This window comes from Vescimonas coprocola (assembly GCF_018408575.1).
Classification (GTDB): Bacteria; Bacillota; Clostridia; order Oscillospirales; family Oscillospiraceae; genus Vescimonas; species Vescimonas coprocola.
Window position 1 is genome coordinate 674,883 of sequence record NZ_AP023418.1, and the last position, 13,573, is coordinate 688,455.

At 54.3% G+C, this 13,573-nt stretch carries 15 protein-coding genes and 1 pseudogene; 12 read left to right on the plus strand and 4 right to left on the minus strand.

The genetic code is table 11. The features are described 5' to 3' along the window. Nucleotides 1-4 precede the first annotated feature (4 nt). The 5 genes from KJS28_RS03340 to KJS28_RS03360 all read left to right on the plus strand — a co-directional run bounded on the left by KJS28_RS03340 (nt 5) and on the right by KJS28_RS03360 (nt 4,924). A complete protein-coding gene (locus KJS28_RS03340; RefSeq protein ID WP_213541736.1) occupies nt 5-1,816 on the plus strand; it encodes a DUF859 family phage minor structural protein in 1,812 nt (603 codons plus the stop codon). Between the two features lie 15 nt (nt 1,817-1,831). Further along, on the plus strand, nt 1,832-2,944 hold the full coding sequence (locus KJS28_RS03345; protein WP_213541737.1) for a peptidoglycan-binding domain-containing protein: 1,113 nt from the start codon (nt 1,832-1,834) through the stop codon (nt 2,942-2,944). 66 nt (nt 2,945-3,010) lie between these two features. Beyond that, entirely contained in the window at nt 3,011-4,018 is a 1,008-nt protein-coding gene (locus tag KJS28_RS03350; RefSeq protein WP_213541738.1) for a transglutaminase domain-containing protein, read from the plus strand. Nucleotides 4,019-4,199: 181 nt separating this feature from the next. Next, the gene (locus KJS28_RS03355) at nt 4,200-4,337 is read left to right on the plus strand and encodes a helix-turn-helix transcriptional regulator (RefSeq protein ID WP_228298430.1); all 138 of its coding nucleotides are present in this window, start codon (nt 4,200-4,202) and stop codon (nt 4,335-4,337) included. A 239-nt stretch (nt 4,338-4,576) separates the two neighbouring features. Beyond that, on the plus strand, nt 4,577-4,924 hold the full coding sequence (locus tag KJS28_RS03360) for a hypothetical protein (protein WP_228298431.1): 348 nt from the start codon (nt 4,577-4,579) through the stop codon (nt 4,922-4,924). A gap of 10 nt (nt 4,925-4,934) precedes the next feature. Here the strand turns inward: KJS28_RS03360 and ant(6) are convergent, their stop codons facing one another. The 4 genes and pseudogenes from ant(6) to KJS28_RS03380 form a co-directional block, all read right to left on the minus strand. Next, a complete protein-coding gene (gene ant(6) / locus KJS28_RS03365; RefSeq protein ID WP_118497395.1) occupies nt 4,935-5,801 on the minus strand; it encodes an aminoglycoside 6-adenylyltransferase in 867 nt (288 codons plus the stop codon). A gap of 180 nt (nt 5,802-5,981) precedes the next feature. Further along, a pseudogene (locus KJS28_RS03370) lies at nt 5,982-6,368 on the minus strand (zf-HC2 domain-containing protein); the annotation flags it as partial. Between the two features lie 106 nt (nt 6,369-6,474). Continuing rightward, nucleotides 6,475-7,275 carry a helix-turn-helix domain-containing protein gene (locus tag KJS28_RS03375; protein ID WP_005610219.1) on the minus strand — a complete coding sequence of 267 codons (801 nt, stop codon included), beginning with the start codon at nt 7,273-7,275 and terminating at the stop codon, nt 6,475-6,477. A gap of 37 nt (nt 7,276-7,312) precedes the next feature. After that, on the minus strand, nt 7,313-7,498 hold the full coding sequence (locus KJS28_RS03380) for a DUF4177 domain-containing protein (RefSeq protein ID WP_204876404.1): 186 nt from the start codon (nt 7,496-7,498) through the stop codon (nt 7,313-7,315). Nucleotides 7,499-7,851: 353 nt separating this feature from the next. Here KJS28_RS03380 and KJS28_RS03385 point away from each other — a divergent pair, with 353 nt between their 5' ends. From KJS28_RS03385 to KJS28_RS03415, 7 genes are all read left to right on the plus strand, one after another. Next, a complete protein-coding gene (locus KJS28_RS03385) occupies nt 7,852-8,265 on the plus strand; it encodes a cysteine-rich VLP domain-containing protein (protein WP_118769788.1) in 414 nt (137 codons plus the stop codon). Nucleotides 8,266-8,376: 111 nt separating this feature from the next. Further along, nucleotides 8,377-8,772: a replication initiator protein A gene (locus KJS28_RS03390; protein ID WP_118769789.1), complete on the plus strand. Its 396-nt coding sequence runs from the start codon at nt 8,377-8,379 to the stop codon at nt 8,770-8,772. A gap of 182 nt (nt 8,773-8,954) precedes the next feature. After that, nucleotides 8,955-9,899 carry a MobV family relaxase gene (gene mobV / locus KJS28_RS03395; RefSeq protein ID WP_118769790.1) on the plus strand — a complete coding sequence of 315 codons (945 nt, stop codon included), beginning with the start codon at nt 8,955-8,957 and terminating at the stop codon, nt 9,897-9,899. A gap of 71 nt (nt 9,900-9,970) precedes the next feature. Then, nucleotides 9,971-10,165 (plus strand): hypothetical protein, encoded by a 195-nt coding sequence (locus KJS28_RS03400; RefSeq protein ID WP_002334813.1) that lies wholly within the window; start codon nt 9,971-9,973, stop codon nt 10,163-10,165. A 100-nt stretch (nt 10,166-10,265) separates the two neighbouring features. Then, nucleotides 10,266-11,888, plus strand: coding sequence for a recombinase family protein (locus KJS28_RS03405; RefSeq protein ID WP_213541740.1), 1,623 nt, complete (start codon nt 10,266-10,268; stop codon nt 11,886-11,888). 61 nt (nt 11,889-11,949) lie between these two features. After that, entirely contained in the window at nt 11,950-12,660 is a 711-nt protein-coding gene (locus tag KJS28_RS03410) for a hypothetical protein (RefSeq protein WP_213541741.1), read from the plus strand. A gap of 174 nt (nt 12,661-12,834) precedes the next feature. Further along, nucleotides 12,835-13,452, plus strand: a complete 618-nt coding sequence (locus KJS28_RS03415) for a flagellar basal body L-ring protein FlgH (RefSeq protein WP_213541742.1) — start codon at nt 12,835-12,837, stop codon at nt 13,450-13,452. The last annotated feature ends 121 nt before the right edge of the window (nt 13,453-13,573 follow it).

Here is a 13,573-nt window from a genome sequence, read left to right on the forward strand (position 1 = left end):
GGAAATGGCCAGTATTTACGGAGGGGCCTCCGGCAACGGCTGGAAGCTGAGGCTGGACTATACGGTGACGCAGGATCGGGCGGCCAACACATCCAGTCTGAGGCTGCGGCTGTATCTGTACGCCAACACCACGGGGTCATACAATCTGGAGAAGGACTCGGCGTACTACGTTTTGCAGGGACAGAAGGTCTATCAGACGTATCAGTACACGGCGCCGGGATGGTATCTGTTGGGAGAACGGACGGTGACGGTGCGCCATGGGGCGGACGGAAACGGCTCGGTGCAGCTGGGCGGTCAGTGGGTGTCGGATGTGGAATCCAGCTGGACCCCGGCCAGCCTGTCGGTGTCGGCGGCGGTAGCGCTGCCCCGTATCCTGCGGCCCTCGGTGCTGCGGGCGGCGGAACTGACGCTGGGGCAGGCGTGTGTGCTGTCCATTCGTGCAGAGGAGGAGCGGTACACCCATCGGGTGACGTATGCGCTGGGGAGCGCCAGCGGCACGGTGGTGCAGGAGACGGCGCAGCGGGAGCTGACGTGGACTCCGCCGCTGGAGCTGGCCCGGCAGCTGCCTCAGTCTGTGGCGGGGACCATGCGTTTGACGGTGACCACCTATGACGGCGACACCACCATGGGAAGCAGCGTCACGGAGTGCAGGGTCTATGTGCCGGATACGGTGCGGCCCACGGCGGCGCTGACGGTAACGCCGGTGAACGACAATGCCGTGCTGGAGCAGTGGGGCGTGTTTGTCAAGGGAATGACCCGGCTGAGGTGGCAGGTGACGGCGCAGGGAGCCTATGGGGCCTCCATCGACGGGTGCAGCGTCAGCTGCGGCGGTGTAGGCGGCAGCGGTCTGAACGGTGTGTCTGCTGGGGCGGTGTCGGTGAGCGGCGAGGTGACGGCTGCGGCCGCAGTGAAGGACAGTCGGGGGCGCAGCGTCTCTGTAGAAGCAGAGGCGGTGACAATATACGATTACAGCGGCCCCACCATGACCCGGCCGGCGGTATGCCGGTGCGATGCCGACGGCACGGCGTGCAGCGACGGCGGCTATGTGAAGGTGAAGTGTGGGACGCAGTGCTCCGACGTGGGCGGACGGAATCAGGTGAGCCTGCGGGTGCGCTCCCGGCGTCCCGGCGGGGAGTTCGGCGGCTATACGGCGCTGGAGAGCGGCGTGGAGAAGGTGCTGCCGGGATTTTCTCCGCTGCTGTCGTATGAACTGGAGCTCTCGGCGGAGGACTTGCCGGGGAGCCGGAGAACGGTGGTGTGCGCCATTCCCACGGCGGCGGCTGCGGTGCATCTGGCCTCCGGCGGCACGGCGGTAGGCGTGGGGAAGTATGCCGAGCACGACCGGGCGGTGGAGGTGAACCCGGAGTGGGAGGTCTATGTGAAGGGTAAGGCCCTGTGGGAACTGATCTATCCTGTGGGGAGCCTGTATCTGTCGGCGGCGGATACCGATCCGGGGGTGCTGTTTGGCGGAACGTGGGAGCGCATCCGGGACAGGTTCCTGCTGGCGGCAGGCACTGCGTATGGTGCAGGGACCACCGGCGGTGAGGCGGTCCACACGCTGACGGAGAATGAACTGCCCGCCCATGCCCACAACCCGGCCAACGAGGCGGGGTACTACGGCTTTATCACCAACAGCCAGAAGGTCTTTGCCGTGGGGGATATGGGCGTGCAGAGTGGCAGCGGCCGGTACTATCCCTATGCCCCGGCGGCCTTTGATATCAGCCGCAATACCAAAACGGGCAGCGTGGGCGGCGGGAAGGCCCACAACAATATGCCGCCGTATCTGGCGGTGTACGTCTGGCAACGGACGGCATGAAAAGGAGGAAGAAAGATGGCATCCAATTATCCTACCGTCTACTACGGCTCCTACGGAGAGACGGTGAAGCAGCTGCAGCAGGCATTGAACCAGGTGGGCTATTCGCTGGACGTGGACGGCGGCTTTGGGGAAAAGACCCGTGCGGCGGTGCTGGACTATCAGCGCAAGAATGGTCTGCGGGTGGACGGCGTGGCGGGCAGCGAGACCATGGGGAGCCTGTTGGCACGGCTGACCCCGGCTACCTCAGGCCCCAGCACCAGCGGTCAGGTGCTCTCCGGCGTGTCGGATGAGACTATGAGCCGGATGCGGCAGCTGGAGAAGGGATATACCCCATCCGATGAGGTGACGGCGGCCCGTGCTCTGTGGGAGAGCCTGCAGGGGCAGAAGCCGGGGGAATATGAGTCCCGGTTCCAGCAGCAGCTGGCGGCGCTGTACGACCAGATCAGCTCCCGCAAGCCCTATGCCTACGACCCGGAGCAGGACGCCGACTATCAGCGCTATGCACGGCTCTATCAGAGGCAGGGGCAGGCGGCCATGGAGGATACCATGGGGCAGGCGGCGGCGCTGTCCGGCGGGTATGGTTCCAGCTATGCCCAGCAGACGGGGCAGCAGGCATACAGCCAGTATCTGTCGGAGCTGTCGGCCCTGATCCCGGAGCTGGAGAAGCAGGCTCGCAGCCGCTATGAGCAGCAGGGACAGGCCCTGATGGACCGGTACGGCCTGCTGCAGCAGGCGGAGCAGGTGGATTACAGCCGCTGGCAGGATCAGCTGAAGGCGTGGCAGTCCGACAGCGACCGGGCGTATGAGTACTATAACAGCGTGGGGAAGGAGGACCGGGATCTGTACAGCACCATGCTGAAGTACTATGCCGGCAAGGCGGCGGACGAACAGAAGGCCGCTGATGGGGTGCGGTACGGCAGCGGCCGGACGGTGGAGGGGGAGAAGCCCCAGTCCCTCAGCTCCACTGCCAGCGACAGTCTGGAGCGGGCCATGGGTAACTATCTCAAGGCCGGGGATACCCGCAGCGCACAGAACCTTATTACCCTGTACAAGGAGCGGATGACGCCCACCCAGAAGAAGCGCTTTTCGGCGCTGTTTGACAAGTACGGCGCAGCCATCGGCTGGTAAGGACTTGCCAAAGGGCGGCGGGGCGGGTACAATAGAGCCTGACTTGTAAGGGGAGGGCGCTGAGGAATGGCGGGATACTACTACGGACAGCTGAGCAAGGAGAAAAAGGCGGTCTATGATATGCTGGCGGCGGGGTGCGATGCGCTGGCGGCGGTGATCCGGGTGCCGGATCTGGGGACGGAGGTGCTGTCGGACATCTATCTGCGGATGAAGCTGGATCTGCCGCTGCTGTTTTTTGTGACGGGATTTCACTACCGAAAGATGCCGGGGGCGGATCATGTGGAGGTGCTGCCGGACTATCTGTTCGACCGGGGAAAGGTGAAGATGCACCGGCAGGCGGTGACGGCCCGGCTGGAGCGGCTGGCCCGGCCCCTGAAGGGAAAGAGTGACCGGGAGAAGGAGCTGGCCATCCACGATTTCATTCTGGAGAACGTCACCTATGACAAGCTGAAAAAGTCCTATTCTCACGAAATCATCGGGCCGCTGACCCAAGGGGTGGGGGTGTGTGAGGGCATCGCCAAGACGGTGAAGGCCCTGTGCGACGCTGTGGGGCTTCCCTGTATCGTGGCGCTCAGCGAGGCGGCACCGGAGATCGGCGTGCGATACCGGCACACATGGAACGTGGTGACGGTGGAGGGGCAGCGGTATCATATGGACGCCACCTTTGATAACTCCCTCCAGCGGGGGATGAAGCGGTACGACTACTTCAATCTGGACGACCGGCATATCTTCCGGGACCATCAGAAGCTGGTGCTGCCGCTGCCGGAGTGCAGCGGAGACAAGGGGTACTTCTACCGGTCGCTGTCCTTCACCAAGACGGAGGATGTGGAGAAGCGGGTGCGGCAGGCCCTGCGGAAGAAGCAGGAGCACTTCGTGTTCCACTGGCGTGGCGGCGGGCTGAATCAGGAGATCCTGAGGCAGCTGCTGGAGAAGTGCGCCGGTGCGGCGGCAGAGCGGGGCAAGACCGTGGGCTGCTCCCTGAACCGGGCGCAGGCGGTGATCCAGCTGGATTTCTCCGACGCCCCGGCGGGAGAGGTGCTGGTGGAGGAGCCGGACGAGGGACAGAAGCTGTGAATGGGTAAGGATTTCAGGCTCTTGAAGGGGTGAGAGGTGCAAAACCGGGGGTTTTGCGCCTCTTTTTGTTGCACTCAACCGTTGGTTGAATTATAATATCCGTAATTCAACTACGCCGTTATTGCCATTTTAGACGGTTTTTTATATGCTGAGAGCACAAAATGAAAGGAGCGAACACACGATGAGTGAGAATTTGTTGGCAGGCCGCATCGCACAGCTGCGGAAAGAGGCGGGCATGACCCAGGAACAGCTGGGCAATGCCCTGGGACTGACGTATCAGTCGGTGAGCAAGTGGGAGAATGGGGGTTCACTTAGATAAAGATACCACATCAATCCCACGCTGACTTTTGCTCAACCGATACAGCCGGAGGGCTGGATAACAAGAAAAGGCGGTATGCGCCCCGTGGAGGGGTAGCGTACCGCCTTTTCTTGTGGGGGTTTCCAAAGGGGGCAACGCCCCCATTTGGCACACGACTTTGCAAAGCAAAGTGTAGTGTGTTATACGCTCTGTCGGCGTTGCCGTGAAAATGCCGTTGCCGCCGGGGAGGGCAAGGGCATTTGAAGCGGCAGGAAAACAGGGCTGTGCTTGCGTGGCGTAGAGCCGTAAGCACAGGTCTGGTTTCAACAGCAGACTGGGCGTATATGAAAGCCCCCGTCCCTCGTCCTACGCTCCGACTTGTGGACAAAGTGTCCCGAAGTTGTGGCCACACTCCCGGAAAAGTAGCAGGACAGCGGGCAACCGTCAAGGCTGAAATGAACGGGTTTACACCCGGCCTTGACCGCCACCCGCCGTCCCGCTGGATGGGTGGACAAGGCGGCCAATCCCTCAAAGTGCTTGGCCGCGCTCTTTCTGATTTTGAGGTATTCAGTTTTTCAAAATTGAATAATCAAAATAAATTTTTTTGATTGAAAAAATTTATTTGTTATCATCTTCAATGACATATTTTTTCTTTTGCCGAATCACATAATTACTGATTTTTTCATCATATAGTGGATACTGGTAATCCAACTGGCATGCCACTTCTGACGAAACCTCCCGGAACAATGCCATACATTGTTCAAAGGATTCCCACATATGGGGATAGGAATCCATATTATAAGTGGACATAAGTCGTTCCCACAATTCCTCTGGGACATATTGCTTCATAAATTTATAGTTTTTTCCCAAACTGAAATGAAATCCCTGTTTGATACCAATCAGCCAGGAAATCATGCGAAGCAATTCTTTTCGTACTATATCATTCATATGGTCAATAGCAAAAAGAATTTCTTTGCGGCATAAGCCCTTTACTACATATGTTGTAGTATTCCAAAATTCATTACAGCAATCGTCAAACATTCTTTGAGTAGGCTTCTGCAAGTGGTAGTCTATATCCGTTGGTATTGGCGGCTTTACGATACGGTTGTCTTTATCCAACAGTAACTTTACCAGTTTATCCCATGTAAAATACTCGTCTATCAGTTCCAGCGGCAGCAAAGTTAAATCTATCTTAACATCATCAGTAAACAGCATTAAATATGAAAATCCCTTTTCTACAGCTGGAAATAATTCCATATCTTCCGGCTTTTGCAGAATCAACCTTTCACCAAATATATCTAGCCATTTATCATCACTTGTGAAGCTGTCCATATCCGTAACAAAAAAAGTAATATCAAAATCCTGAAAATCATCAGGCGGAATATTTGTATTTGTTCTAGATCCTTCCAAAGTAACCATGCGAATGCGTTTGTCTGTTTTTGCAAAATTCAAAACAATATCATAAACTTCCTTTTCTGATCTCATTTTTATCTCCTCCAATTATTGAAATAGGTGTGAAGCCATTTTAGGGCTTTCCCGCCTTGATTGCCCATCAGCAAGGACGGGCGGGGCTGTCAACGGCGGCGCATTTATGCGCCGTTCATCTTGACCGTTGACTGGCTCGGTTGGCTTTGCTATCTCCCCGATAAAAATTAATTAGTCGGGCTACTTCGGCAATTCGCTTTCTTCAACTGGAACTGCTTCAAGGTCAATATTAGACCAATAAGAGCCAATATCTGAACTTGTAAAATATTCAAAATTGCCCGTGGAGGATTTCAGCTTTCCGTTCTTGACTCCATTACAGACATAAATCAGTTCGTAGTTTGTTCCATCTGAAAGGTTAAATCGAAAGCTGGTCACATCTGCCCCTGTGGTTTCCTCAACTTGTTTGTCTTTCAACGATAAGTCCTCAAACATATCATACAAGCCCGTTATATCACTTTCTGCAACGACTACTTTCTTTTCCGCTGATACAGGTACTCCCGCATAGTGGTACATTTCAATATTCTCAACATCTCCAACCTCAAAGGGAAAGTCGATATTAACCGTTTCTCCGTTACAGCCGACCAGCCCCATTATTAAAATCAGCAAGGCTATCAAACCTATCGCTTTTTTCATATCATCGCACTCCTTTGTCAAGTAGGATTTTGTCGCTCCCTTACTTTCTACCCCGTTGTGGCTTTGGATTTTTCAGTAAATCCGATTTCTGTGCAATCTTTTTCAACCACTTCTTTTCTTCCTCTGACAGTTTCCCATAGTTCAGCTTGAGCCGCTTACAGATAAATGCCATAGCCGCCTGTTCCGGGTCGCTGTCGGGACTGGCAGTTTCCTCGGCGGTCTGTAAGAAATCTTCCAGTGGGTTGTCCTCCGGAACGCTGAAAAAATCGTCCTTATGGGCTTCCCGCAGGTCGAGGGCTATCTTGTTTATGTCCTGCTGTATCACATAGCGGCAAAAGCTGTCGTCGTCAATATGGGCGGCGATAAGCTGTCTTAACTGCGGGTCGGTCAATCCGGGATTGTGTTGTTTCATAATCGTTGCACTCACAGCGTCCACAATGGCGTTTGCGCTCTGCACCTGCTTTCCCGCTACGCCGTTCACATAGATTTCAAGGTCGGCCATGAGCCGGGGAAATTCCGGGTGGGTCGCCAGTTCACACAAAAGAGAATTGTCCACCAACCCGCTTTTCAATAGTTCAATCATATCGTCACTCAAACACAGGTCTGCAAGATCGGCGTTTGGGTGATTTTTTGTTTGAGAACGGCCCAGCAGATAATCAACGGTCACTTCATAGAACTTCGCCAACTCAATAAGGGCATAGTGGCTGATGTCTTTGAACTTGTCCCCCTCATAACTGCCCAAAGCAGACTTGGAGAGATGGGTCTGCTCCGCAAGCTGCTCCAGCGTCAAGCCACGCTCCACACGCAGGTCTTTCAATCGTTCTTGTATGGATAGTTCCATGCTCTCCCTCCTTGTCTGCCAGATAAATTAGGATTTATCATTCTTCCTTATCCTCAATTTCTCGCTCAAAAATTGAATATTTCCAATCATCAGTTCCAGAAATCAATCTCCACCCTTGCTTACCATATTCATTCAGCTTAGCAATATATCTGTCTAACTTAACATGAACATTAAACGAAGGCTCTGCGCTTAAATCTACGGTCATATACTCATATCTTTTCATTTCTAATCTCCTTTTCAACTTCCAATTTGTCACTCTGTACTTATTATTTTACCACAATTCCGAGAGCGTGGAAATAGCCTGTTTTTTAAGCCGATTTCCTACCTTTCGGATATACGGGACGGACGGTCATTTAGGTGTAGACTTATGGTAGTTCATCGATGGACAGCACCTTGAAAACAGAATGACCGTCCGAAAAAGGATACCCCGGCTGGGGAAGCACCGCAAGGAGCTGGACTTCGGGACAAGTTGTCCCGAAGTTGCGGGGAACGTGCCAACGCCGGAACACGCCGCAGGAATGGGGCAGGAAACCTTTTCGGGGAGAACGGCAACAGAAAGCAAAATGGAGGGAACGCATGAGAGATAACCCCTATAAAGACTTGCCGCCACTGGAACGCAGGCCGGACGGTTCCCTTTACCGCATGACACCGGCGCAGAGAAAACAGGCGGCCAGCCTGATACGCCGGGAGTGTTGTTGCCGTGAGGACGGCAACTGCATTGTCCTTGATGATGGGGACACCTGCACCTGCCCGCAGACGATTTCTTTCTCGGTCTGCTGTAAGTGGTTCCGCTGGGCGGTCTTGCCGCTGGACGGGACGCTGGAAGCGGAAATTTTCCGGGATAAGGACTTGAAACGCTGTGCGGTCTGCGGTGGCGTGTTCGTCCCCAAATCCAACCGGGCAAAATACTGCCCCGGCTGTGCCGCCAGAGTTCACAGGCGGCAGAAAACAGAAAGTGAACGGAAAAGGAGGTCTGCTGTGGACAGTTAGGAGCGAAAAAAGCCTTGATTTATCAGGCTTTGCAAGCCCCAAACCGGGGCAGGTGGTATAAAGTATCGCCCGGCCCGGAAAACGGGCTTCTAACCGTCCACAAAACGCGCTATGACAAACACGATTTACATTCATCAGCCGGAACAGGCGTTCAGCTTCACCCGGCTCCCCAATTTCCTCTTTGAAGCCCCTACATTCCAGCCCCTGTCCAACGAGGCAAAGGTTCTGTACGCCTTTATCCTGCGCCGGACAGAGTTGTCCCGCAAGAATGGGTGGGCGGATGACTACGGACGGATTTTCCTGTATTACCCTATCTGCGAAGTGGTTGACCTGCTCCATTGTGGGCGGCAGAAAGCGGTGAACACCCTGCGGGAACTGCAATACGCCGGACTGGTGGAAATCCAGAAGCAGGGCTGTGGAAAACCCAACCGCATTTTCCCAAAATCCTATGAAGCGGTTCCAAACACCGACTTCAAGAAATCCGGTTCTGGTACGCCGGAGGACTGAAAACCGTACCCATGAAGTACGGAAATCACTCCTGAGACGTACGAAAACCGGACGGTATATAGAAATACAAAGATAAAAAGATTGATTTATATTCTATCCATTCCAATCCTATCCGAGCTATTTTCTGCGGGATTTTCCCTGTGGAAAACCCCGGATAGGAAAGGAATGGGGAAAGGAGCAGAATGGCACAACACGCAATTTTACGGTTTGAGAAGCACAAGGGCAACCCGGCAAGGCCGCTGGAAGCCCATCACGAAAGACAGAAAGAACAGTATGCCAGCAATCCCGACATTGACACAAGCCGGAGCAAATACAACTTCCATATCGTCAAGCCGGAGGGACGCTATTACCACTTCATTCAGAGCCGGATTGAGCAGGCCGGGTGCCGAACCCGCAAGGACAGCACACGGTTTGTCGATACGCTGGTAACTGCCAGCCCGGAGTTTTTCAAGGGGAAATCCCCAAAGGAGATACAGGCGTTTTTCCAGAGGGCGGCGGACTTCCTCACCCACCGGGTAGGACGGGAAAATATCGTGTCGGCGGTGGTACACATGGACGAGAAAACGCCCCACCTGCATTTGACCTTTGTTCCGCTGACAAAGGACAACCGCCTGTGTGCAAAGGAGATTATCGGCAACCGGGCAAACCTGACGAAGTGGCAGGACGATTTTCACGCCTATATGGTGGAGAAATATCCTGACTTGGAGCGTGGGGAGAGCGCCAGCAGGACAGGCCGGAAGCATATCCCCACCCGGCTTTTCAAACAGGCGGTTTCCCTCTCCCGGCAGGCAAGAGCCATTGAAGCCACACTGGACGGCATTAACCCGCTGAACGCCGGAAAGAAAAAAGAGGAAGCCCTCTCCATGCTGAAAAAGTGGTTCCCGCAGATGGAGAACTTCTCCGGGCAGTTGAAAAAGTACAAGGTCACAATCAATGACCTGTTGGCGGAGAATGAGAAGTTGGAAGCAAGGGCAAAGGCCAGTGAAAAAGGCAAGATGAAAGATACGATGGAACGGGCAAAGCTGAAAAGCGAACTGGACAATTTACAGCGGCTGGTTGACCGTATCCCGCCGGATATACTGGCGGAACTGAAACGGCAGCAGCGGCACACGGTAAAGGAAAGGTGATAGTATAAGCAGAAATTTTCGCCGCTCCTGTGCGGCATTGTACCTTGAAAACTGAATATGGAGGACACTGGATGGCAAAAAGCGAAAGCGATATTTTTACACCCCGGACAGGGCAGGTCATACAAGCAGAGAACGGCACGCAGTATTTTGTATGTGGGAACAACCGTATAAAAATCTCCGAACACTTCGCCGCAGGCGGGAAGCCCCTCGGTGATCTGATTGTAGATGTGGTGCGGCATACCGCAGAAAAAGCCGCTTCAACCTGATAGCCCATCATTGATAACACGCCCACGCTTATGATATAATTGCCATAGAGCAAAAGTATTGTAAGCGTGGGTTGTTTCTTTAGAAGGAGGATTTTTAACGGTGAAACAACCTTACAATACTACGATTTACAACACGGCGCTTTATATGAGATTGAGCCGGGACGATGAACTGCAAGGAGAAAGCGGGAGTATTCAGACACAACGCATGATGCTCCGGCAATATGCCGCCGAGCATGGCCTGAATGTCATAGATGAATATATCGACGATGGATGGTCTGGAACGAACTTTGACAGGCCGGATTTTCAGAGAATGATTGATGACATTGAGGACGGGAAAATCAACTGCGTTGTTACGAAGGATTTATCCCGCTTAGGCAGAAACTACATTCTGACCGGCCAGTACACGGAAATCTACTTTCCCAGCAAAGGCGTCCGCTATATCGCTGTCAATGACAATGTGGACACCATCAACGGAGAGAATGAGCTTGCCCCATTCCTCAACATTCTGAATGAAATGCACGCCCGCCAGACCAGCAAAAAGGTAAAGGCGGCCATGCGGACACGGTTCGCAAATGGCGCACACTATGGAGCCTATGCTCCGTTTGGCTATGTCAAAGACCCAGATAAGAAAGGCCATCTTCTGATTGACCCGGAAACAAGGTGGATTATCGAAAAGATTTTTGACCTTGCCGTTCATGGCCGGGGAGCCGCCAGCATTACACGGATTTTGGTCGAAGAAAAAGTACCTACTCCCGGCTGGCTGAATTTCCAGAGATACGGCACTTTCGCAAATATCTATGCCGGAGCGCCGGAGGAAAAAGCCTATGCGTGGACGATAGCGCAGGTGAAAAGTATTCTGAAAGAGGAAACCTATATCGGACACAGCGTCCACAATAAGCAGACCAATATTTCATTCAAAAACAAGAAGAAAGTACGCAAGCCAAAAGAGGAATGGTATCGTGTGGAGAACACCCACGAAGCGATTATTTCCGAAGATGTGTTCCGTCAAGTACAGGAGCAGATTTGCAACAGGCGCAGACGGCAGAAGAACGGCACAACACAGATATTTTCCGGGCTGGTAAAATGTGCGGACTGCGGCTGGTCGCTGGCCTATGGTATGAACAGCCAGAACAAAAATCCCTATGCCCACTACCATTGTAGCAAGTATGGGCAAGGATTGCACCAGTGTTCCATGCACTATATCCGCTATGATGTGCTTTACGCCTATGTCCTTTCCCGTCTGCAATACTGGTCTGTGCTGGTACAGCAGGATGGGGACAAACTTCTGAAACGGCTACTTAACGCCAGCGACAAGGAACGCAATACTGCAAGGAAGCGGCAGACAGCCGAACTGAAAAAGGCGGAAAAGCGCAAAGCAGAAGTAGACACCCTGTTTGCAAAAATGTATGAGGACTGGTCTGCCGGACGCATTACAGAATACAATTTCAATATGCTGTCCGAAAAGTATCAGGGCGAACAGCGAGAATTGGACGCAAAAATTGAACGGCTTCACGAAGCGATGGAGGTCGCCGCCCAGACAGCGGTTGACGCTGAAAAGTGGATAGGTCTGATGAAACAGTATGTCAATCCCACAGAATTGACGGCTGAACTTCTGAATACGCTGATTGAAAAAATCCTTGTCCATGAAGCGGTCAAAAGTGAGGACGGAAGCCGGGAACAGGAAGTGGAAATCTTCTACCGCTTTATCGGCAAAATCGAATGACACATCTTGAGATACCCAACAATATCTTTAACTAAGGGAAACGGGGCTGTCCTGCCCGGATGTGCAGCTGCTGCCGCAGTTGGCGGATCTGTTCCATGTGACGCTGGACGATCTGTTTGGCCGTGAGGCTCCGCAACCGGAGCGGACGGCGGAGCAGGAGGAGATGGAGATGGAGCGCACCCTGCCGTGGCCGGACGATGATACTCTATATGCAGTGGTGTATCATGGGCATCAGCTGCTGACGGAGGAGCCGGCAGCGCTGAGAGGACACCGGGAGGAACTGCGGTTCGTGTACGACGGTCCGGCGGTGAATGTCAGCAGCTGGTTCGACGTGGTGTGTGAGAGCGGCCCGGTGGAGGGCAGCGTCACCGCCGGAGGAGACGTGAAGTGCGGCGAGGTAGGCGGCAGTGTCACGGCTGACGGAGATGTGGCGTGTGACGCCGTAGGCAGCGGCGTGCAGGCCGGCGGTGATGTGCATTGCGCCGGTGTGGAGGGCAATGTCACCGCAGGCGGCGATGTGGCCTGCGGCGGGGTGACGGGTGACGTCCGGAGCGGCGGCGATGTGGCCTGCTGGAGTGTAGGCGGCAGCGTCCGGGCCGGGGGAGACGTGGTGTGCCGCAAGGGCGGCGACGGCTTCGTATTCACTACCGGTGAAAGGAACGTGGAGGTTTCCGACGTGGCGGAGACAGTGGAGGATATCCGCCAGACGGCCAAGGGGTTGAAGGACAGCCTGCGGGAGATGTTCCGCAGGAAGCCTTCCGAGGAGGAGTAAGCTGTAACAGCTTTGTATCAAATTGTAACGAATTTGTATATATTAGATGAAAGAAAAACGGAAGGAATATAGATGTTTTTACGAAAAACTATTGACGGGCGCAGACGGGTATGGTAAGGTCTTTTACAGAGGAGCACCGTAAAAAAGAGCTTTGAAGTGAAGGAGGATCATATTATGAAACGTTTCCTGACGATGGTGCTGATGCTGTGCCTGTGCGTGGGACTGTGCGCCGGCTGCGCCCAGAATCAGCAGCCCGATCCTCAGAAGCCGGAAAACGGTACGCTGACGGCTGAGGAGCTGGAGGAGTTTCAGGCGATGTTCACGCCGGGCAGCTGGTACAGTCAGGCCACCACCAGCAGCTATACCTCCCCGAAGGATATCGACCTGCACCACCTGTTTTACGACGGCATCGGGTTCTACGGGCTTCTCTATGGCCACACCTATCTCACCGACCGGGAGCGGGCGTATCTGACGTCGCTGGATCCGGAGTCGGTCATGCAGTACTTTCGGGCGCCCCGGCAGGTGATGGACGCCGTGCTGAAGGAGTATTTCGGCGTGTCTCTGGCGGAAACCAATCAGGTGGGGTTGTCCAAATTCATCTATTGGGCGGAGACAGATAGCTATTACGTCGCCCACACGGATACCCGTATGACCTCTGTGACCCTCACCGGCGGCGAGCGGGCGGAGGACGGCACGGTGACGCTGCGGTATGACGGTGGCGTGATCGTCCTGATCCACCACGACGGCCACGACACCGCAGAGTATACAGTTCACTCCCACCAGTGCGGATGACGGAGCGATATGAAACCACACATCCCCCGGAGTACTGCTCCGGGGGATGCTCTTTTCCCGGAAACAAATGGTTGTAACCGGTGGAAGGGTGTGATATAATGAGACGGAAAAATCGGCGGGG